The 21,144-nt window shown below is 70.0% G+C and carries 21 protein-coding genes; 11 read left to right on the top strand and 10 right to left on the bottom strand.

Annotated features, from left to right (window positions below; translation table 11 throughout):
• The first annotated feature begins 1 nt into the window (after position 1).
• From MRBLWH11_RS03295 to MRBLWH11_RS03275, 5 genes are all read left to right on the top strand, one after another.
• Entirely contained in the window at positions 2-2,518 is a 2,517-nt protein-coding gene (locus tag MRBLWH11_RS03295; protein WP_341947878.1) for a DUF4118 domain-containing protein, read from the top strand.
• Positions 2,515-3,207: a response regulator transcription factor gene (locus MRBLWH11_RS03290; RefSeq protein WP_341946661.1), complete on the top strand. Its 693-nt coding sequence runs from the start codon at positions 2,515-2,517 to the stop codon at positions 3,205-3,207. The genes MRBLWH11_RS03295 and MRBLWH11_RS03290 overlap by 4 nt, the downstream gene beginning before the upstream one ends.
• A 62-nt stretch (positions 3,208-3,269) precedes the next feature.
• Entirely contained in the window at positions 3,270-3,656 is a 387-nt protein-coding gene (locus MRBLWH11_RS03285) for a metalloregulator ArsR/SmtB family transcription factor (protein ID WP_116636102.1), read from the top strand.
• Positions 3,657-3,658: 2 nt separating this feature from the next.
• Positions 3,659-4,636, top strand: coding sequence for an SRPBCC family protein (locus MRBLWH11_RS03280; protein WP_341946660.1), 978 nt, complete (start codon positions 3,659-3,661; stop codon positions 4,634-4,636).
• 158 nt (positions 4,637-4,794) lie between these two features.
• Positions 4,795-6,150 (top strand): FAD-dependent oxidoreductase, encoded by a 1,356-nt coding sequence (locus tag MRBLWH11_RS03275; protein ID WP_341946659.1) that lies wholly within the window; start codon positions 4,795-4,797, stop codon positions 6,148-6,150.
• Here the strand turns inward: MRBLWH11_RS03275 and MRBLWH11_RS03270 are convergent.
• From MRBLWH11_RS03270 to MRBLWH11_RS03240, 7 genes are all read right to left on the bottom strand, one after another.
• Complete coding sequence (locus MRBLWH11_RS03270; protein WP_341946658.1) at positions 6,138-6,851, bottom strand: Pr6Pr family membrane protein; 714 nt, start codon at positions 6,849-6,851, stop codon at positions 6,138-6,140. The two genes, MRBLWH11_RS03275 and MRBLWH11_RS03270, sit on opposite strands and share 13 nt — an antisense overlap.
• Positions 6,852-7,047: 196 nt before the next feature.
• Positions 7,048-7,437, bottom strand: coding sequence for a DoxX family membrane protein (locus tag MRBLWH11_RS03265; protein WP_341946657.1), 390 nt, complete (start codon positions 7,435-7,437; stop codon positions 7,048-7,050).
• 30 nt (positions 7,438-7,467) lie between these two features.
• A complete protein-coding gene (locus MRBLWH11_RS03260; protein ID WP_341946656.1) occupies positions 7,468-8,223 on the bottom strand; it encodes a ribonuclease H in 756 nt (251 codons plus the stop codon).
• 42 nt (positions 8,224-8,265) lie between these two features.
• On the bottom strand, positions 8,266-8,955 hold the full coding sequence (locus tag MRBLWH11_RS03255; RefSeq protein WP_341946655.1) for a hypothetical protein: 690 nt from the start codon (positions 8,953-8,955) through the stop codon (positions 8,266-8,268).
• Complete coding sequence (locus MRBLWH11_RS03250) at positions 8,945-9,181, bottom strand: hypothetical protein (RefSeq protein ID WP_341946654.1); 237 nt, start codon at positions 9,179-9,181, stop codon at positions 8,945-8,947. The genes MRBLWH11_RS03255 and MRBLWH11_RS03250 overlap by 11 nt, the downstream gene beginning before the upstream one ends.
• Positions 9,182-9,260: 79 nt before the next feature.
• Positions 9,261-9,575, bottom strand: coding sequence for a protealysin inhibitor emfourin (locus MRBLWH11_RS03245; RefSeq protein WP_116636095.1), 315 nt, complete (start codon positions 9,573-9,575; stop codon positions 9,261-9,263).
• On the bottom strand, positions 9,550-10,620 hold the full coding sequence (locus MRBLWH11_RS03240) for a M4 family metallopeptidase (protein WP_341946653.1): 1,071 nt from the start codon (positions 10,618-10,620) through the stop codon (positions 9,550-9,552). Before MRBLWH11_RS03240 ends, MRBLWH11_RS03245 begins: the two co-directional genes overlap by 26 nt.
• 147 nt (positions 10,621-10,767) lie before the next feature.
• Between MRBLWH11_RS03240 and MRBLWH11_RS03235 the strand changes: the two genes are divergently transcribed.
• Positions 10,768-11,997, top strand: a complete 1,230-nt coding sequence (locus MRBLWH11_RS03235; RefSeq protein WP_341946652.1) for a hypothetical protein — start codon at positions 10,768-10,770, stop codon at positions 11,995-11,997.
• 51 nt (positions 11,998-12,048) lie between these two features.
• Positions 12,049-13,257 (top strand): hypothetical protein, encoded by a 1,209-nt coding sequence (locus MRBLWH11_RS03230; RefSeq protein ID WP_116636091.1) that lies wholly within the window; start codon positions 12,049-12,051, stop codon positions 13,255-13,257.
• Positions 13,258-13,412: 155 nt separating this feature from the next.
• Here MRBLWH11_RS03230 and MRBLWH11_RS03225 read toward each other — a convergent pair whose 3' ends face one another.
• Positions 13,413-13,856 (bottom strand): hypothetical protein, encoded by a 444-nt coding sequence (locus MRBLWH11_RS03225; RefSeq protein WP_116636090.1) that lies wholly within the window; start codon positions 13,854-13,856, stop codon positions 13,413-13,415.
• 254 nt (positions 13,857-14,110) lie between these two features.
• Between MRBLWH11_RS03225 and MRBLWH11_RS03220 the strand changes: the two genes are divergently transcribed.
• Genes MRBLWH11_RS03220 through MRBLWH11_RS03205 form a run of 4 tightly spaced genes read left to right on the top strand, consistent with a single transcriptional unit; the run spans position 14,111 to position 19,057 of the window.
• On the top strand, positions 14,111-15,421 hold the full coding sequence (locus MRBLWH11_RS03220) for a sugar ABC transporter substrate-binding protein (protein WP_341946651.1): 1,311 nt from the start codon (positions 14,111-14,113) through the stop codon (positions 15,419-15,421).
• A gap of 2 nt (positions 15,422-15,423) precedes the next feature.
• A complete protein-coding gene (locus MRBLWH11_RS03215) occupies positions 15,424-16,386 on the top strand; it encodes a sugar ABC transporter permease (RefSeq protein ID WP_116636088.1) in 963 nt (320 codons plus the stop codon).
• Positions 16,383-17,327, top strand: a complete 945-nt coding sequence (locus tag MRBLWH11_RS03210) for a carbohydrate ABC transporter permease (protein WP_116636087.1) — start codon at positions 16,383-16,385, stop codon at positions 17,325-17,327. The genes MRBLWH11_RS03215 and MRBLWH11_RS03210 overlap by 4 nt, the downstream gene beginning before the upstream one ends.
• Positions 17,327-19,057: a hypothetical protein gene (locus MRBLWH11_RS03205; protein ID WP_341946650.1), complete on the top strand. Its 1,731-nt coding sequence runs from the start codon at positions 17,327-17,329 to the stop codon at positions 19,055-19,057. The genes MRBLWH11_RS03210 and MRBLWH11_RS03205 overlap by 1 nt, the downstream gene beginning before the upstream one ends.
• Before the next feature lie 25 nt (positions 19,058-19,082).
• Here the strand turns inward: MRBLWH11_RS03205 and MRBLWH11_RS03200 are convergent, their stop codons facing one another.
• Together MRBLWH11_RS03200 and MRBLWH11_RS03195 are read right to left on the bottom strand one after the other, a co-directional pair.
• Positions 19,083-19,427 (bottom strand): UBP-type zinc finger domain-containing protein, encoded by a 345-nt coding sequence (locus tag MRBLWH11_RS03200; protein WP_341946649.1) that lies wholly within the window; start codon positions 19,425-19,427, stop codon positions 19,083-19,085.
• 10 nt (positions 19,428-19,437) lie between these two features.
• Entirely contained in the window at positions 19,438-21,132 is a 1,695-nt protein-coding gene (locus MRBLWH11_RS03195) for an FAD-dependent oxidoreductase (protein ID WP_341946648.1), read from the bottom strand.
• Between the last annotated feature and the right edge of the window lie 12 nt (positions 21,133-21,144).

Here is a 21,144-nt window from a genome sequence, read left to right as displayed (position 1 = left end):
GATGTCGAAACGGGGGCGGCTCAGCGTCCTGCTCGGCGCCGCCCCCGGCGTCGGCAAGACCTTCACCATGCTCGAGGAGGGTCGGCGCCTGCTGGCCGAGGGCAAGGACGTCGTCATCGGGATCGTCGAGACGCACGGACGTGCGGCGACGGCCGCGATGACCGACGGGATACCCGCGGTGCCGCGCGCCCGATTCGCCCACCGCGGGGTCGACCTCGAGGAGATGGATCTGGCCGCCGTGCTGGCGCGCCGACCCCAGATCGCGCTGGTCGACGAACTGGCGCACACCAACGCCACGGGTTCGGAGAACGAGAAGCGCTGGCAGGATGTCGAGGTCCTCCTCGATGCCGGCATCAGCGTGATCTCGACCCTGAACATCCAGCACATCGAATCCCTGAACGACGTCGTCGAGCAGATCACGCGCGTGCCCCAGCGCGAGACGGTGCCCGACAGCTTCCTGCGCAGCGCGGATCAGATCGAGGTCGTCGACCTGGCCCCGCAGGCGCTGCGCGACCGCCTCAGCGGCGGGTTCGTCTACCCGGCGGAGCGCATCGACGCGGCGCTGTCCAACTACTTCCGGCTCGGCAACCTGACGGCGCTCCGCGAGCTGGCCCTGATCTGGCTCGCCGACGAGGTCGACCAGGCACTGAAGGGCTACCGGCAGGAGCAGGGCATCGACTCGACCTGGGAGGCGCGCGAGCGCGTCGTCGTCGCCCTCACCGGCGGCATCGAGGGGGAGACGCTGCTCCGGCGCGGGGCGCGCATCGCGTCGCGCTCGGCCGGCGGCGAGCTGCTCGCCGTGCATGTGACGAGCCAGGACGGTCTGCGGTCGAGCAACCCCGTCGCCCTCGCGGAGCAGCGGACGCTCGTCGAGAAGCTCAACGGCACGTATCACCAGGTCATCGGCGACGACATCCCGACCTCGCTCGTGGAGTTCGCCCGCTCCGTGAACGCGACGCAGCTCGTCCTCGGCGCCAGCCGTCGCGGACGCCTCGCCGCGGCCTTCACCGGCCCGGGGATCGGCGCGACGGTGGTCCGGGAGTCGGGCGACATCGACGTGCACATGGTCAACCACGGCGCGGCCGGACGACGCTTCGCGCTTCCTCCGCTGACGGGCGCGCTCACCCGCAAGCGCCGGATCCTCGGTCTCGTCGTCGCTCTCCTGGGCGGGCCGCTGCTCACCGCGCTCCTCAGCGTGTTCCGGAGTCCGGAGTCGATCACCACCGACGTGCTGAGCTTCCAGCTCCTGGTCGTCGTGGTGGCTCTCGTCGGAGGCATCTGGCCGGCGCTGTTCGCCGCCGTGCTCTCCGGTCTGACGCTCGACTACCTCTTCATCGAACCGCTCTTCACGATCCACATCCACGAGCCGCATCACCTGCTCGCGCTGTGCCTGTACGTGGTCATCGCGAGCCTCGTGAGCTTCATCGTGGATCGTGCCGCCCGGTACACCCGAGCCGCGCGTCGATCGGCGGCCGAATCCGAGCTCATCCAGACGATCGCGGGCAGCGTGCTCCGTGGAGACAACGCGGTGCAGGCGCTCGTCGACCGCACCCGCGAGGCGTTCCAGCTGCCCGGCGTCCGTCTCGTCCGGGGAGAGGACGTCCTCGCGCGTGCCGGAGAACCGCTCCCGGACAATCGCCACACCGAGGTGCGGATCGGCGACGATGCGGTCCTCGAACTGCACGGCGCCGACATCGCGGCATCCGAGCGGCGCCTCCTCGCGGTCGTGACGGCGCAGCTCGCCGCGGCCCTCGAGCATCAGCAGCTCGAGCACACCGCGAAGCAGATCGAGCCGATCGCGGCATCCGATCGCGTCCGCGGCGCGCTCCTCTCGGCGCTCAGCCACGACCTCCGTCGTCCTCTCGCGGCGGCATCCGCGGCGGTGGGCGGCCTGCGCGCGGCCGGCCCCGAGCTCGCGACCGCGGACAAGCAGGAACTCCTCGAGACCGCGGATGAGAGCCTCACGGCTCTCGCGACGCTCGTCACCGATCTTCTCGACGTGAGTCGTCTGCAGACGGGCGTGCTGTCGATCGCCGACATGCCGACCGACCCTGCAGAGGTCATCGCGCCCGCCCTCGACGAACTCCACCTCGGTCCCACCGACGTCTCGCTGGCCCTGAACCACGGAGACGCCCTCGCGCACGCCGACCCGGTGCTGCTGCAGCGCGTTCTCGTGAACCTGCTCGCCAACGCCCACCGGTACAACCCGGACGGACCTCCGGTGCACATCAGCACCAGCACGTTCGGCGGTCAGCTCGAGATCAGGATCATCGACCACGGACCGGGCGTCCCCGCAGAGAAGAAGGACGACATCTTCCTGCCCTTCCAGCGCCTGGGCGACACCGACAACTCGACCGGTCTCGGACTCGGGCTCGCCCTGTCTCGCGGATTCGTCGAGGCCATGCACGGCACGCTCATCCCCGAGGATTCGCCGGGCGGGGGACTCACGATGGTCATCTCGCTGCCGACCGCGCCGGCAGACGCATCCGCATCCGAGACCGTGGAGGACGCACCATGAAGATCCTGATCGCCGACGACGATCCCCAGATCGTCCGCGCCCTGCGGATCACCCTCAGCGCGAAGGGGTACGAGGTCGTCACCGCCCCCGACGGCGCGCAGGCGATCGCTGCCGGGATCGACCATCAGCCGGACATCTTCCTCCTGGACCTGGGCATGCCGCGGCTCGACGGCATCGAGGTGATCGAGGGCATCCGCGGATGGTCGCAGGCGCCGATCCTGGTCGTGTCCGGACGCGCGGGCGCCGCGGACAAGGTCGAGGCGCTCGACGCCGGAGCCGACGACTACATCACGAAGCCGTTCGCCGTGCAGGAGCTGCTCGCGCGGATCCGGGCGCTGACGCGGCGAGTCCCGCAGGACACCACGGCGCCGATCGCGCACCTGGGGGACGTGACCATCTCCCTCTCCGCGCACAGCGTCGTCCGCGCCGGAGCGGAGGGTGAAGAGCACATCCGCCTCACGCCCACCGAGTGGCAGATGATCGAGCTCCTCATCCGCAACCCGGGCAAGCTGGTCACCCGGAAGACGCTGCTCACGAGCATCTGGGGCACCGAGCACGCGGAGGACACGGGCTACCTGCGGCTCTACGTGTCGCAGCTCCGCAGGAAGCTCGAGGCCGATCCGTCGCATCCGGTCCACATCCTCACCGAGCCGGGGATGGGGTATCGGCTGGAGGGCATGGTGGGGTGACGCGGGGTCTTTCTGCGCCGACCTCTTGACATCGCCTTCACTCAGGCATAACGTACAACCAAATGGTTGCACAAAGAGAACTGAGCGAAGCGGAGGTCGACCGTGTGTTCCACGCATTGGCGACGTCGACCCGGCGCGACATCCTGCGTCGGACGATCGAGCGTGAGCAGTCCGTCTCGACCCTCGCCTCCGAATACGAGATGTCGTTCGCCGCGGTGCAGAAGCATGTGGCCGTGCTCGAAGCCGCGAACCTCATCGTCAAGCGCGCCGAGGGACGCGAGCGGCTCGTCCGCGCGAACCCCGAGATGATCGCCCGCGCCAGGGCGCTCCTCGCCCGATACGAAGAGCTGTGGCGGTCGCGCATCGCCCGACTCGACGACCTGCTGGCCGGCCCTTCGACAAGCTCAGGGACCCAGCGAGAAGATAACGAAACCAAGGAAGAGGACTGACAATGCCTGTCACCGACGTCATCACCGACACCGAGAACCTGACCATGACGGTCGTGGCCGATTTCGCCGCTCCCGTCGACCGGGTGTGGAGCGCCTACAGCGACCCGCGTCAGCTCGAGCGCTTCTGGGGCCCTCCCGGATGGCCGGCGACCTTCAGCGCCTGGGACCACACGGTCGGCGGGCACGCCGTCTACACGATGAACGGCCCCCGGGGTGAACGTTCATCGGGATCGTGGGAGTTCCTCGCGATCGAGGCGCCGCACCGCTTCGAGGTGCTCGACTCGTTCGTCGACGAAGACGGCAAGCCGCTGGAGGGCTTCCCCGCGCAGCGGATGACGTTCGCCTTCGAGCCCACCGCCGACGGCACGCGCATGGTGACGACGAGCCACTTCGCCTCGGTCGAGGCCATCGAGCAGGTCGTCTCGATGGGCCAGGTCGAGGGCATCAAGATGGCGATGTCGCAGCTCGACGCCGTGCTGCAGGACCTCCGCGACTACGCGCAGGGCAAGGGCACGAGCGTCGAACTGCTCGACGACACGCACGTGCGCATCACCCGCCTCGTCGAGGGTCCGCGCGAGCTCGTCTGGCGTGCGCACAACGAGCCGGAGCTCATGAAGCAGTGGCTGCTCGGACCCGACGGCTGGGAGATGACGGAGTGCGTCGTCGCCACCGAGGTCGGTCAGACCTACCGCACCTCGTGGGCGCCGGTCGGCGACACCGAGGGGCAGCCGTTCGGCTTCGAGGGCGAGGCACTCCTGGTCGACGCCCCGCGCCGCTCCGTGCAGACCGAGCGGATGATCGGGATGCCGGTCGAGACGCTCAACGACCTCAACCTGTACGAGGAGGACGGCGCGACCCTCATCACGCTCTTCATCGAGTACCCCGACAAGGAGACGCGCGACATGATCCTCGCCACCGGCATGGCCGACGGCATGGAGGCGTCGTACGCCCGACTCGAGAAGGAGCTGCTCGCCGTCTGAGCGTTCACAATTCAGCAAGAACCGGTCGATCCGCGGCGGATCGGCCGGTTTCTGCTGTCTGGGCGACGTTCTTGCTGAATTGTGAACGGGGACCGCGGCGCACGACCCGGGCGGATGCTGTCGCTCACACCAGCGGGGCGGGATAAAGTGGCGACACGATGAGGATCACGCGCCGCACTCTGCTCATGGGCGCCGGAGTCGGTGCCGTCTCGGTGCTGCTGGCGTCGTGCACACCCGACCCGGAGCCGACCGCGAGCCCGACGCCGACCCGCGAGCCGCAGCCGCAGCCGGGTGTCCCCGAGCCGGCCGATCGCCTGCGGAGCTCGTGGACGACCGACCCCTTCTCATACGGCGCCGTGAGCTTCACCCCGGTCGGCGTGCTCGCCGAGACCCGGTCGCAGCTGGCCCGTCCGGTCGTCGATCGTGTGTTCTTCGCGGGCGAGGCCACGGATGCCGACGAACCGGGCACCATGCGCGGCGCGATCCGCTCAGGTGCGCGGGCGGCGGATGAGGTCGAAGACCTGGCGGAGGCAGGCGAGCGGATCGCCGTCATCGGCGCGGGGCTCGCGGGCGCCACGGTGGCGGCGCGCCTCGCGGCGGCCGACATGCAGGTCACGGTCTTCGAGGCGCGGGATCGCATCGGCGGCCGGGTCCATTCGGTCGTCGACGACTCCTGGCCCATGCCCGTGCAGCTCGGCGCCTGGCTCTTCGGCGAAGGAGACGAAGACCTGCGGCAGCGCATGGAGGCATGGGAGATCGGCGTCGTCGATCTCCCCGACGCGCAATGGCACGGACCCGAGGGCGATATCGAGCCGGTCGACAGCGCGCCGCTGCAGGCCGCCATCACCGCGGCGCAGGCGGCTCCGGCCGACATCTCTCTCGCGGACGCCCTGATCGAGGCGGGCGGCGATCCCGAGGATCCGTCGACCGCGGCCCTGCTCGCCGCGCTCGCGACGACGGCGGGAGCGGATGCCGCGCAGCTGTCCAGCTGGTTCCCGCCGGCCCTCCCGGCCGCTGCTCTCACCGGCGCGCGCGACGATCTCACGCCGCTCGTCGAAGACGCACTCGACGGTGTCGAGGTCTCCCTGTCCTCCCCGATCAGCAGGCTCGCCTACGACGACTCCGGGGTCAGCGTGCGGCTCGGGACGGGGGAGGCGCTGTCCTTCGATCGCGTGGTCGTCACCGTGCCGCTCGGTGTGCTGCAGGAGCAGGACCTCGAGTTCGATCCGCCGCTGCCGTTCGTCAACCGCACCGCGATCGGCGCCCTCGGGATGGGGCGCATCGAGACCATCTGGCTGCGTTTCGACGAGGCGTTCTGGGACTCGCAGGCGGCGATCTGGCACACCGTGGGCGCCGACGTCGGCATCCGCACCTGGATCAACCTGCGACCCGCGACCGGCGAGAACATCCTCGTCGGGATCGTCGGGGGCGCGGCGGCGGAGGAGTTCGCCGACCTCGATGACACCGAGGCTCTCGAGTCGGCGATGGAGTCGCTCGCCGTCTACGCGTCCTGACCCACGGACTCGCGCGTGTCCGCGCGGTCGGCGGGTTCGATCTCCGCGTCATCGGATGCCGCGGGTGAACGCCACTGCCTGCGCGTCGGCATCCGACTGATCAGCACGAGCCCCGTGGCCACAAGGGCGAAGACGGCGAGGGCGATCGCGGAGAAGGTGAGGAACTCCAGCGGGCCGCTCACTTGGCGCGGGTCGAGGAAGTAGTACGGATACCAGCCGATGAGCGGGCCCCGCCACAGCGTGAACGCGCCCCAGACGAGGGGATAGGCCAGGGTGATCGGCACCACCCGCCACGGCACCCGGCGGTGGCCCGGCGCGAGTGCCCACGCCGCGATCGTGCACGCCGGCAGCCAGAAGTGCAGCACCTGATCCGACCATGGCACGTCGATCCGGATGCCGCGCTCGCCGCCCTGCCACACCATCACGGCGAAGACGATCCCCGCGGTGATCGTCCAGGAGAGCACGAGCGCGAGGGCGACGGTCAGCCAGCGCGGATCCGCCGGGCGACGCAGCGCGATGACGCCCGCGACGGCCAGCAGCACCACGAACGCGATGTTCGACTGGTTGGTGAGGTACGCGAAGAAGTTCTGACTGGCGATGGTGTTCGACGCCAGACCCCAGCTCAGTCGATGGATGAGCGCCACGAGGCAGATGGTCGCCGCGCCGAGACGGAGCAGGCCGAAGACGGTGCGCGCCTTCACCTCTGCGTCACCCTCTCTCCCATCAGCCGAGTCTACGGATCGGCACCCCTGGCCTCGCTGACCCACGTCGGTTCAGGCGATCACGCGGGTTCAGGCGGATCGGTCGTGAAACGGCTTGATTCCGCGCGCCGGCCTGGTTCCACGCGGTGAGGTCGCCGCGTCAGCGACGAGAGCCGCGTCAGCGTCGAGAGCTGAGTCAGCGTCGCGGGCTGCGCGTCGACCAGAGGGCCAGCGCGACGAGCACAGGCTGGAAGAACAGACGCACGAAGCGCTTCATCTCGGTGTCGAGCCCGAAGCCGTCGCGGTGATGCATCCACTGCGCGAGGTTGCCCGGGAACACGGCGACGAAGAACAGGGCCGCGATGACGCCGACCAGGCCGCGGCGGCGGCGCGCGAGCAGGAGCGCCGAGCCCAGCGCGATCTCGACGACCCCCGAGGCCACCACGGTCACATCGGGATCGAGCGGCAGCGACTCCGGCACCTGCGCCTGGAACTCCTCACGAGCGACCGTGAGGTGCGAGACCCCGGCGAAGACGAGCGAGGAACCCAGGAAGATGCGGCCGATGGTGCGAGCGGGAGTCGACATGGTGCGAGTGTACGCCGCGGCATCCGCTGGTCAGATGAGGCGGCGGAGGGCCTCTTCGAGCGAGACGCCCTGTGCCTCGGCGCGATCGCGCAGGCGCGCGTGCTCGTCACCGGACAGTGCGAGGCGCACCTCGATCGGGTCGTCGACCGGCGCATCGAGGCCGTCGAGCAGATCGGATGCCTCTGCCCACAGCGGCTCGGCCGTCGCCGGCTCGGACCTCGCCGGCGCGGCAGCGGGTGCCGGGGCGGCAGCAGGCGCAGCCGCGGGGACGGCGCTCGCCGCGATCGGCGCGGAGGCGGCGACGGCGGCCCCGGCATCCGATCCGCGGGTGAAGCCCGGGCCACGGCGCGGCTCCTGCTTGTTCTTGTACGCTGTCGCCGCGGCGTTCGCCCGCTCGTCGGCGGCCTCGTTGAGGTCGTCGCCCGCGTGCCCCTTCACCCAGGAGAACTGCACGTCGCGTCCGCGCATGGCCTCGTCGATGCCCTCGAGGAGGTCGCGGTTGAGGACGGGTCCGCCGTCGGACTTGCGCCATCCCTTGCGCTTCCACCCGGGCATCCACTTCGTCACCGAGTCGATCACGTACCGGCTGTCGCACCAGATGTGCAGCTTCTCGTCGGTGCCGGCCGTCGCCTTCAGCAGTTCGAGCACCGCCTGCAGCTCGCCCTGATTGTTCGTGCCGTGCGGTGATCCGCCGGCCGCCCAGTTGTCGTCGTCGATGTACCAGGCCCACCCGTTGGGGCCGGGATTGCCCAGGGCGGAGCCGTCTGCGGCGGCGGTGATCGTCATCCCTCCACCGTAGCCGTGGGCGGTGACGCCGCCGGACGAGCCTCAGCCCTGCGCAGCGCGCCGGGCATCGGCGGCATCGAGCCCGCGCTTCATCTCCGCCCGGGATTCGTCCGCCCACGGACCCGAGCAGGCGAGGGGGATCTCGGTCATGAACCGTCTCTCCTCGGCAGGGATGCTCGCCGCCACGGCATCCGGATCCGAGGCGGCCGTCTCGTAGAGAGCCGGGCCGTCGGCGTAATAGGGGTCGGTCAGCACCAGGCGGCCGTCGCCGCCGCGCATCACGTTCGACGGGTTCTCATCCAGCGGACCGCACCAGGGCAGCTCGGCCTGCGCCCGCGCGTGGATGCGACGGATGCTGTCGACCAGCGTCGCGACCTCGGACGCACCGTCGGCGATCAACGCGTGGAAGGCGACGGCGTCGGCTTCGTCGGCCTCGCGCAGCCACTCCATGATCTGCAGGTCGCCGCCGCCCGCGAGGCGCCGGTGTGCGAACAGCCTCGGGACCTGACCGGTTCCTGCCGCGTCCCGGTACAGCTCTGCCGTGTACGGTCCCGTCGGATCGAAGAAGCTGATCCGCGCGACAACCTTGCCCTCGGGGGAGCGCAGCGCCCTGGCCCAGGCCCCCGCGCCGCACGGCTGCCAGCCGGCATCGCCGAACAGCCGCTCCGCGTCGCGGTGATCGGCGTCGGGCCCGAGCTGAGCCAGAAGGGCCTCGATCGGGTCAGTCGCCATCGGATGCGGGATGGTCGTCCGGTTCGCGGCTCTCGATCGAGACGGTGGTGGACGGCACGGGCGCGACCGGGAACACGATCGAACTCACATCGGCTCCGAGGCCGAGCGCCATCGGATCGACCGACGGTGCCTCATCGAGGACGTCGGCGCCCTCGCGAACGAGCGGCTCGGACGGAAGCGTCCACTGGTTCTCTTCGTCATCCTTGCGGTGCTGGAACAGTCCCATGTGTCCCATTCTGATGCCGGCCGTCGGTGTCGAGCACCGATTCACACCGGATTGATCGGATGCCGCGACGCGCCGGGTGTCACTCGGAGCGCTTCGACGCCTCCCGCACGGCGTCGACCAGAGCCCGCCACGGCCCGTCGACCTCGGCGTCGCTCAGGTCGCGTTCGCGGTGCTCGGAGGGGGTGCGGGCGCGGATGGTCCACACGAAGCGATCGGCGCCGGGTGCGGCAGGTGCCTCCTGGTCCCAGGGGCACCGGTCGATGAGGGTGATCCATTCACCGGCGTCGGGTTCCTCCGCCTCCACGCGCCACTGACGACGGATGCCGGCGATGCCGCCGGAGCGCACGACCGCGATCACGACGCGGACGTCAGTCGGAGGACGGGACTCGCTCATCCTCATAGACTCCCACGGTGCTCCACGCGCGTCGAGCGGCTGTTGCCGTCTCGTCGCCCAGCTCGGTCGCCGCGGCGACGGTCGCGTCGGCGAACTCGGTGAAGGTCGCGGTGCTCGAGAGCCCGCCGGTGAGCGCGCGGTACCAGACGGTGCCCGCGGTCTCCCACGCGTTGCCACCGAGATCGATCGCGAACAGCGCGAACGCCCGGTTGGGGATGCCGGAGTTGATGTGGACCCCGCCGTTGTCTTCGGTGGTGCGGACGAAGTCGCTCATGTGCGCCGGCTGCGGGTCTTTGCCCAGCTCGTCGTCGTCATAGGCGGTGCCGGGCTCGAGCATCGAGCGCAGCGCCTTGCCCTCGACGGCATCCGTGAAGATCTCGGCGCCGATGAGCCAGGTCGCCTTCGCGGCCGTCTGCCCCAGGGAGTACTGCTCGGTCAGGGCGCCGAACACGTCGGCGATGGATTCGTTGAGCGCACCGGGCTGCCCCTGGTACTCGAGGTTCGCGGTGTGCTGCACGACGCCATGGGCGAGCTCGTGCCCGATGACCGTCGTGGAGCCGGTGAAGTCCTGGAACACCTCGCCGTCGCCGTCGCCGAAGACCATGCGCTCGCCGTCCCAGAACGCGTTGTCGTAGTCGACGCCGTAGTGCACGGTCGCATCGAGCGGAGCGCCGGCGTCGTCGAGCGAGTTGCGGCCGAACGCGGAGAGCAGCATCTCGAACGTCGCGCCGAGGCCGTCGAAGGCTTCGTTCACGGCGGTGTCGTCGACGGGGCCGTCGTCTTCCGTGCGCACGACGGCGCCGGGGAGCTGCTGGGTGTTGCCCGCGTCGCTGATGGTGCGGTTCGGGGCGTCGGAGAGCTGGGCGACCAGGGCTCCGTTCTCGTCGATCGAGAGGTCGATGCGCGCACGGAACGGCGGCCGTCCGGCGGTGAGCGTCTGCCGCGCTGCGGCGGCGGCCTTGGGGAAGCGGCCCGACTCGGCCAGGCGCGCGAGCAGATAGGAGGGGACGACCCCGTGGCGTTCGAAGGATGCTGTGCTGCTCATGGTGCGACCCTACGCCGGGGCGCCGACGTTCAGCATCGGACGTTCGGCCACAGCCGCGTCCGGATGGTGCCGGATGCGACACGCTCCCCCGCATCACACCAACCATGATTTGAGATTGAGAATCGTTATCAATAGGGTGTGAACCCTATGACTCCGCCCACCCTTCGCACCCGCCGCGCCGCGCCGCTGGCCGCGCTGGCGCTCGCCCTGCTCGCTCTCCCCGCCTGCGCCGCGCCCGCGTCGTCGACTCTGGATGCCGCGCCGACCTCGGCATCCGACGATCACGGCATCCCGGCCGGCGCGGCCGCCGAGGTCGCGTCGCCGGCGCGCGCGCTGATCGTCGCGGATGCCGAGGGCGAGGTCGTGATGCTCGATCTCGACTCGGAGGAGCGCTCGGTGATCTCGCCCGCGGCATCCGATGTCGAGAGGATCGACGCCGACGGCCGCCTCGTCTTCGTCACCCATCGCGACGGCGATCGCGTGCGTGTCGACGTCATCGACACGGCCCGCTGGACGGTGCCGCACGGCGATCACACGCACTCCTTCCTCGGGGAGCCGCAGCTGCGCGGATCCGTCGACGGCACGGGGGAGGTCCGCGTGACCGCCGGCGCGCAGCGGGCGACCGTGCACTTCTCGAGCGGCGAGGTCGTGGAGCTTCCGCACGACGACCTCGCCGAGGTTCTCGACGACGCACCGCGCGTGACGATCGCGGCCGACGGCCCCGTCGTCTCCTTCGCCTCGCATCTCCTCGCCGCGACGGCGGAGGGCACCGTGGCGGTCTTCGATGCCGACGGCGCTCCCGTCGCCGGCGGGGCGATTCCCTGCGCTGCGGCGGCAGATGCCGACATGACCCGCGTCGGCGTCGTCTTCGCGTGCACGGAGGGGGCGGTGCTCTTCACCCGGGAGGTGGGCGGCACGATCGCCGCGGAGCCCCTGCCGCTTCCCGCCGGAGCGGCGGCGGCCACGGAGCTCTCCGGGCGCGCGGACCGCCCCGACCTCGCGGGCGTCGCAGGCGACCAGGGCGCATGGCTGCTGGATGTGCGCACCCGGCAGTGGACCCTGCTCTCCTCCGACGTGCCGCTCCTGCGGGCGGTCGCGGTCGGCGACGACGACAGCCGCACGGTCGCGCTCGACGCCGAGGGGCGGGTGCGCGTGCTCGCGGCCGACGGCACGGTGCTCGTCCGCACCGAGCCTCTGCTCGCGGCATCCGTCGCCGATCCCGCACTCCTCGCCCCTGTGCAGCTCGTCGTCGACGCGGAACACGCCTACCTCTCCGATCCGGCGGCCGGCGTCGTGCACGAGATCGACCACACCGACGGCATCGTCACCCGCACGTTCGCCGACCTCGATCCCCGCTTCCTCAGCCAGGTCGGCTGACCCGGCCCCGTACGCAACCCCTCAGCACCACACCGAAGAAAGAGAGACACCATGTCCCGACCCGTCCGCAGCCGCCTCGCGGCCGGCGCATTCGCCGCCTTCGCGGTCGTCGCGCTCGCCGGATGCGCGACCGCATCGCCCACGGCATCCGGCGGTTCCGCCGCCCCCGAAGAGAAGCACGAGGCCGACACCCGCGTCGCCGTCACCTACGACGGAGGGGTCGTCGTGCTCGACGGCGAAACCCTCGAGCAGATCGACCAGGTCGAGCTCGGCGGATTCCTGCGCGTCAACGGCGCCGGCGACCATGACGGCCACGTCTTCGTCACGGCGGAGGACGGCTTCCACGTGCTCGACACTGGACTCGCCTCCGACACCGTCGAGTTCACCGGCGAGGTCTTCGAGGCCGTGGCCGCCGGCCACGCCACCCCGCACGCCGGGCGCACCGCCCTGTTCGACGACGGCACCGGAGAGATCCGGGTCTTCGACACCGACGCGGTCGGCACCGGCACGCTCCCGGAGGTCGACACGATCACCTCGGAGGCCGCGCACCACGGCGTCGCGATCGAGCTGTCCGACGGCACAGCGCTGGCCACGATCGGCACCGAGGAGGCTCGCACAGGAGTGCGGCATCTCGCAGCCGACGGCACGGAGCTCGCCCGCAACGAGGAGTGCCCGAGCGTGCACGGCGAGGGTGCGCTGAAGGGCGAGACGGTCATGTTCGGCTGCGAGGACGGTGTGCTGCTGTTCTCCGACGGAGCCTTCACCAAGCTCGATGCTCCGGACGAGTTCGGCCGCACCGGCAACGCGTACGTCACCGACACCAGCGCGATCGCCTTCGGCGACTACAAGACCGATCCGGATGCCGAGGGCTACCTGCTCTCGAAGCTCGTGCGCATCGACACCGACACGCAGGAGCTCTCGGTCATCGACCTGCCCGACGGCGTCGAGTACACCTGGCGCGGGGTCGGCCGTGACGGTCACGACAACGTCGTGGTGCTGAGCGCCGACGGCAGCCTGTACCTGCTCGACGAGGCCGGCGAGGTCATCGACCAGTGGAGCGTCATCGAGCCGTGGGAGAGCCCGACCGAGTGGCAGCAGCCGCACCCGGGCCTGCGCGTCGTGGGCGACATCGCCTACGTGACGGAGCCGGCGTCGGACAAGATCCTGGCGATCGATCTGCACTCCGGCGAGGTGGCGGCATCCGCCGTCCTCGATGTCGTGCCGAACGAGTTCGTCGTGGTCGGCGCGGCCGGCCACTGAGAGAAGTCCGAAGGGCGGGTCCGTGGCGGCGGGCCTGCCCCTCGGCGTCTGTGCCGGCACGTTCTGCGGACGGTGTCACGTTCTGCGGATGTTCTGCCGCAGAACGTCCGCGAATCGTGAGCCGGTCCGCAGATCGTGCCGGGTGGCTGCCCCGGTCAGTCCTGTTCGATGCCCAGCACGGTCGTGCGCATGCCGTCGGACTCGTACAGCACGGGCATCCCGGGGTGCGCGATCGAGAACCAGAACACGCCGTCCTCGGTGTCGTACTTGCGGCAGGTCAGCTCGCCGAGCGGGGAGGACAGCGAGACCGTCGACACGCTCGTCGTGTCGGCGTCGAAGGCCGCGTGACCCTGCAGCTCCGCCCAGGTCACCCGGTGCGAGACGATCGCCTTGGGGTCGGCGGCGTCCCACCGGTCGAGCGTCGCGCCCTCGGCATCCGTGTCGCTGAATCGGTTGACGTGCTCGCCCAGGGGGCCGTCCGGTCCTTCGAGGAGCAGCCGGATCACCTTGCCGGATCCGGTGGCGTCGCGGATCTCATCGGCGGTGAACGGCGTCGGGAGGAGTCCGGGGCCGAGGAGGTGCGGGTCGGTGGCGTCCATCCCGCCATTCTCCGTCTTCGCGACAGGTCCCCGTGCACAATTCATCAAGAACGTCGCCGGAGACCCCGAAAGAGGGGTGGTCGTCGCCGCTGCGCCGAGTTCTGGCTGAGTTGTGTGCGCCGATCGATGGGGAGCCGCTTCGCTGCCGCATCTTGACTGCCGCATCTTGACAGGATTGCGTTCTGTATACAGAATACGAGAGAGCCCTCAGGGCATTCCCGACACGATCTTCCGATGATGAAAGAGGTAGCGAGATGGCACGTGCGAACGTGACGCGGTATCTGGCACTGGGTGCCGCCGGCGCTCTGGCACTGGGACTCGCCGCGTGCAGCGGCGGGGGCGGAGGAGGCGGCGTCGGTGCGGACGGCACGGCGACGGTCATCTGGTCGACCTGGGGCACGCCCGACGAGCTCACCCGCTACGAGGAGTTCAACAAGGACTTCATGGAGCGCCACCCCGACATCAAGGTCAAGCTGCAGCCGGTCGCCAGCTACGGCGACTACCACTCCAAGCTGCTCGCCCAGCTCACGAGCAACACCGCCCCCGACGTCTTCTACGTGGGTGACGACATGATCGGCCAGTTCGTCGACTCGAACCGCCTCATGCCGCTCGACGACCTGATGGCCTCGAAGGAGAGCAAGACGAAGAAGGATGACTTCTTCCCCGGTCTGTTCGGCGCGGCCGAGCACGACGGGGAGGTCTTCGCCGCCCCGAACGACTCGAACCCCGACGTGTTCTGGTACGACAAGCAGGCGCTCGCCGCGGCCGGGATCACCGAGGACCCCGCGACCCTGGCCGAGAACGGCGAGTGGACGACCGACACCTTCCTCGAGATGAACGCGAAGCTGCACGACGCGGGACTCACCGGCACCATGTACTGGAACTACTGGGCCACGCACTGGAGCTGGCTCTCGTCCCAGGGCATCGACGCTCCCTACGACGACTCGGGCGCCTTCGTCGCGAACGAGGATGCCGATGCGGTCGAGGCCGTGCAGCAGTTCGGCGACCTGTTCCAGGACGGCACCTTCGTGGTCGCCGACACGCTCCCCGACGGCGCCGGTGCCGACAGCGTCTTCGTCACGCACAAGGCCGGGTTCTTCGTGCAGGGCCGCTACACGATCGGCACGGTCGACGCGACCGGCGAGCAGGACAGCTACGACATCGTGCCGTGGCCGACGCCCGACGGCGAGGCCGCGCCCACGGGCGTCGCGACGAGCTTCCTCGCCATCAACGGCAAGACCAAGGTGAAGGACGCGGCGTTCACGTTCTGGACCGAGTTCCTCTCGGCCGAGGGACAGACGTTCCGTCTCGAGGGCGGCGGCAACGCGGTCCCGTCGATCAAGGGCGCCGACGACGTCGTGCTCGAGGGCGACTACCCCGCTCACGCGCAGACCTTCCTCGACATGCGCGACATCGGATTCGAGGACTACCCCGCCGAGGCGCGCGTCCCGGGTCTGCCGACCGCGATCGCGGAGGAGTTCCAGAAGCTCTACGAGGGCAAGACCGACGCGCAGGCCACGCTCGACACCATCGCCGACGTGATCAAGGAACGGTCGGAGAAGTAAGAGTGACCACCCTCACCGAGAACGGACGGATGCCGCAGGCCGCGCCTGCGGCATCCGCCCTGCCCCTGCGGAAGGAGGCGGCCTGGCGCCGCCGCGACCGACGGTGGGGGTACGTGTTCGTCGCCCCGCAGCTGTTGGGCATGGCGCTCTTCGTGGTGCTGCCGTTCGGTGCGAGCCTCGTGCTCGCGTTCGCGGAGTGGGACGGGCTGAGCGACCTGAAGTGGGTGGGGCTGGCGAACTTCGTCGACCAGCTGCAGGACCCGCTGCTCGGTCGCTCGATCATCAACACGCTGCTGATCGCGCTCGTGACCGTTCCGATCGGCCTCACGCTCTCGGTGATCGTGGCGGTCGCACTGGAGAAGCTGAAGACCCGCACGCTCTACCTGATCCTCTTCTTCGCGCCGGTCGTCACCTCCACCGTCGCGGTGGCGATGATCTGGCAGCAGATGTTCCGTGCAGACGGCCTGCTCTCGGTGACGATCTCGAAGGTGTTCGGGGTCACTCCGCCGGATTGGCTGCAGGACCCGAAGCTCGCGCTCCTCGCGGTCTGCATCGTCACGATCTGGTCGTCCATGGGCCTGAACGTCGTGATCTTCCTCGCCGGTCTCCAGAACATCTCGCCCTCGGTGATCGAGGCCGCCCGCATCGACGGTGCCGGCGCGTGGCGGCTGTTCACCAGCATCCGTCTGCCGCTGCTCTCGCCGATCGTGTTCTTCTCCTCGGTGATCGCCTTCATCTCTTCGCTGCAGACCTTCGACACGGTCTACGTGCTCGTCTCCGGCGGAGGCCCCGACAACGCGACCCGCACGATCGTCTATCACATCTTCGATCTGGGCTTCGGGCGGTTCGAGTTCGGGCTGTCCAGCGCGGCCAGCATCATCCTGCTCGTGCTCACCCTCGTCATCACGGCGATCCAGTTCGGCGCGCAGAAGAAGTTCGTCCACTACGAGGATGACCCCGCATGAGCATCCAGACGCCTCCCCTCGCGGCCCCCGCGCCCGCGACCGACTCGACCATCGCGCTCACCGCCCCCGGCTACCGTCGGCGCGGCCGTGGCGGCCCCGGGGCCGATCGGGCACGTCGTCGCGTCGGCGCCACCGCGCTGCACGTCGTTCTCGTCATCGGCGGCATCTCGATGGTGTTCCCATTCGTGTGGATGCTGCTGACCTCGTTCAAGACGCTGCCGCAGCTGCTCAAGAACCCGCTCGAGTTCCTGCCGAATCCGTGGACCGTCGACAACTACACCGAGGCCTGGAACGCCGTGCCGTTCGGCCAGGCGTACCTGAACAGCGCGTATATCGCGGTGCTCGTCGTGGTCGGCACGCTCATCACCGCATCGATGGCCGGCTACGCGTTCGCGCGCATCCGCTTCAAGGGCAGCAAGGTGCTGTTCATCGTGTTCCTCGCGACGCAGATGATCCCGGCGCAGGTCACGCTGATCCCCTTCTACCTGCTGATGTCGCAGCTCGGCTGGGTCGACTCGCACCTCGCGCTGATCGTGCCCGGAATGATCGCGAACCCGTTCGCGGTGTTCCTCATGCGCCAGTTCGTGCTGGCCCTGCCGCGCGAGCTCGAGGAGGCGGCGCTGGTCGACGGCGCCGGCCGCTGGCGCATCTTCTGGAGCATCGTGCTCCCGAACCTCAAGCCCGGACTCGCCGCGCTCAGCATCATCACCGCGCTCGGCGTCTGGAACGCGTTCCTATTCCCGCTCGTGCTGCTGAACACCCCGGACCTGTTCACGGTGCCGCTGCTGCTGACCTCGTTCCAGGGGCAGTTCGGATCGATCAACTACGGCCTCGTCATGGCGGCATCCGCCATCGCGACCGTGCCGATGCTGATCGTGTTCGTGATCGGCCAGCGCAAGATCCTCAACAGCATGGCCGCCTCGGGGCTGGGAGGGCGTTGATGGATGCCGCGGCTCTGGCCGGACGCCACCTCGACCTGGTCTCGGCGCCGTTCACCCTGCCGCGGTCGCGCGTGCTGGTGTTCCGCGAGGGCGACGGCGTGCGCGTGCACACCTCGGAGTACGAGCGACGGCTGGCGGAGTGCCGGGTGCTCGACCTGCTGACGCTGACGGATGCCGCGGGTGTCGCGTTGCCGGTGGCGGAGGTGCTGCCGGGGCGGGTCACATTCGGCGGCCCTTCGACAGGCTCAGGGACCCAGGGGCTGGGTCCGTCGACAGGCTCAGGGACCCAGGACGGTTGGGTCGCTGAGCTTGTCGAAGCGTCCCGGCCGACCGCGACGCTCACGTTCGCCGATCCCTCGACGCTGAGTCTCGGCGCTGCCGAGGGCGCGACCGGGCTGACCGTGCACCTCGAGCTCCCGGACGGCAGCGTGCAGCGGCATCCGCTCGGCGACGGCATCCGCCTCCACATCGCGGCCGATCGCTCCGCGACGGTCGAGCCGGGCGACCATGCGGCCGCGCTCGCCGCGACCGAGCGCATCTGGGCGGAGTGGTTCGCGAAGTGCCCGACCGTGCGCGACGACCTGCAGGAGATGACGGCCTTCTGCTGGTGGGTCCTGGGCGCGAACATCGTCGAGCTGCCCTCGCTCGGCGACGCGCGGGCGATCGTCCCGTCGAAGATCGGCTACGTCGGACTCTGGCAGTGGGACGCGTACTTCATCGCTGTGGGGCTGCGTCACGGCGACCCCGAGCTCGCCCGCGAGCAGCTGGAGATCGCGTTCCGATTCCCGCAGCCCGACGGTCAGCTGCCGGATGTCGTGCATGAAGAGGGTGTGCTCGCCACGAGCGACGACCTGCCCGAGAGCGACCGTGCGAACCTGCGTCGAGCCGGCTCGCAGATCGCCGACCCGAGCGCCCCGGTGCCGCTGACGAAGCCGCCGCTCGCTGCCTGGGCGCTGCGCAAGGTGCTCGAGGTCGAGGACGCACCGGACTGGGCGCGAGAGCAGCTGGCCAGGGTCATCCGCTCGCAGGACTGGTGGTTCGCGGGCAGCGACCTCGATCACGACGGGATGCCGGAGTACGGGCATCCGTACTCCTCGGGTCTCGACGACAGCCCGATCTTCGATGGGCCGCTGCCGACGGCGGCGCCTGACCTCGGGGCGTACCTCGTGCGGCAGGACCTCGAGATCGCCGACCTGCTCGCGCGATACGAACCCGGCGTCGATGCGTCCCGGTTCGACGAGCGGGCCGCCGCCACGCGGGCCCTGCTGCTGGACATGTGGGATGCCGAGCGCGGCAGGTTCCTCGCCTTCGGCGGGGGTGAGGCGCAGCTGAGCGACACCGTCGTCGGGCTGATGCCGTTGCTCACCGGCACCCTGCCCGAGCCGATCGCCGAGTACCTGGCGGCGGCCGTCGATGACCCCGAGCGCTTCGGCCTCGAGTGGGGTCTGCCGACTGTCGCGGCATCCGATCCCGACTTCTCGGACGAGCGGATGTGGCGCGGACCGATCTGGGTCAACACGAGCATGCTCGTCGCCGAGGGGCTCGAAGCGTCCGGATACGCCGATCGCGCACAGGAGCTCCGCGAGCAGACCGTCGCGCTCGTGATCCACGGCGGCGGCCCGCACGAGTACTTCAACCCGCGCACGGGGCAGAAGGCCCGCACCGCGACGACGGCATTCGGCTGGTCGGCCGCCCTGTTCATCGACCTCGCGGTGACGCTGTCGGAGTGACGCGGCGGGGGAGGGTGAGCCTCGATCAGGCGTGGATGAAGTCGCGCCAGTTCACCGGCACACGTCCCTTCGGGCCCGGCGCGGGCTGATCGGCCGGATGGCTGGTCGGCGCGGCCAGCTCCGGTCCTTCGAAGGTCGCCTCGTCGACGAAATCCCAGAACCAGTCCTCGCCCGGCTCGAAGCTCTGGATGAGTCGGTGACCGGTCTCGCGGTAGTGGGCGGTGGCGTGCTGGCCGGGGGAGGTGTCGCAGCAGCCCACGTGGCCGCAGGCCGCGCAGCGGCGCAGGTGCACCCAGAACCCGCTCTGGTCGTCGCACTCCCGGCATCCGGTGCCGGACGGTGCTGCATTCGTGTCGATGTCGGAGGTCATGTCTTTCCCTTCAGAACGCCAGTGCGCGATGGACGGATGCCACCGCGCTCGAACCTTCGCCGACGGCGGCCGCGACCCGCTTCATCGACCCGCGTCGCACGTCTCCGGCGGCGAACACCCTCGGAGCGGACGTCTCGAACGGTAGCGGCTCGCGACCGAGACCCTGCCACAGCTCCAGGGTCTGCACGCCCACGTCGGTTCCCGTGCGGATGAACCCCTCCGCGTCGCGGTCGAGCGTCGGGAGCCAGGACGTCGCGGGTGTCGCGCCGATGAAGCAGAACAGCCCGCGGGCGTCGACGTCGCCGACGGTGTCGATGCGCACGGACTCGAGGGTGTCGCTCCCGTCGAGGCCGACGACGTTCGACGAGGTGTGCACGCGCACGCGCGGGTCGTCGGCGAGCCGGTCGGCCAGGTAGCTCGACATCCGCGTGCTCAGATCGGCCCCTCGTACGACGAGATGCACCGGCGAGCCGTGGGCCGCGAGGTAGAGCGCCGCCTGGCCCGCGGAGTTCGCGCCGCCGACGACCACGACGGGCTTCCCCTGCACCTGGCGCAGTTCGAGCGGTGTCGCGGCGTAGTACACGCCGGATCGCTCGAAGTCCTCCCAGCGGTCGAGCTCCAGCCGGCGGTACGCCGCTCCCGAGGTGACGATCGTGCTGCGCGTGCGGATCAGGCGGCCGTCGGACAGCGCCACGTCGAGCAGATCGGGTCCGACGCGCGACAGCCCGACGGCCTCGCACGGCGCATAGACCCGCACGCCGAACTTCAGCGCCTGCAGGATGGCCTGGCCGATCAGGTCGCCGCCGCTGACGCCGAACGGGAATCCGAGGAAGTTCTCGATGCGCGACGTGGCCGCAGCCTGACCGCCGGGGGCCACGGCATCCAGCAGCACCGTGCTCAGCCCCTCGGAGGCGCCGTAGATCGCGGCGGCGAGCCCGGCGGGACCGCCGCCCACCACGACCAGATCGACGATCTCGTCAGCCTGCGCCTGATAGCTGAGTCCCAGTCGCTCGGCGACGAGCCCCGGCGTCGCGCGCGTGAGCGGCTCGCCCTGGATGAAGGCGACCGGGAGATCGTCCATCGTGAAACGGTGCGTGTCGAGAGCGCCCAGATCGCCGAGTTCTGCCGGCGTCAGAGCCACTGCCTTGTGCACCAGATCGAGACGCTCGGCGAAGCGGCGCAGCGCCAGGAAGTCGCTCGACGTCGTCGTGCCCAGGAACTTCAGCGTCATGGCCGCAGGTCCCGTGCGGAGGGATTCGCGGCGCGCCCAGAGGGCGTGCAGGATGACGTCGCACAGCTCGTCGTCCTCGTTCATCAGCGTCCGCAGCGACGCTCGCGTCACGCGGTGCACCCGGCCCGGCTTCGTCACGCGGGCTGAGAGGAACGCGCCCTGCCCGTTCAGCAGTCCCAGCTCGCCGGCGAAGGTCCGCGGACCCATCGTCGTGATGATGACCTCGCCCATCCACGGCAGAGCGTCGCGGAGCACCTCGACCTCACCGGATTCGATCGCGATCAGGTCGTACCGGGAATCGCCCGTGCGGAAGACGTAGTCGCCGACGGCGACATCCTGCGGGGTGCCGGAGGCGACGAGACGCAGCCACTGGTCGTCGGTCAGTGTCGGCGACATGATCGGATCCATCTCGACCGGCTCGGTCTGCTCTTCGAATCCGCCCACCGCCGTGCCTCCGATCGTCGTGGCGTCCACGGTAGCCGTTCC

This window comes from Microbacterium sp. LWH11-1.2 (assembly GCF_038397745.1).
Lineage (GTDB): Bacteria > Actinomycetota > Actinomycetes > Actinomycetales > Microbacteriaceae > Microbacterium.
This window is presented reverse-complemented; position numbering and strand designations above follow the sequence as displayed.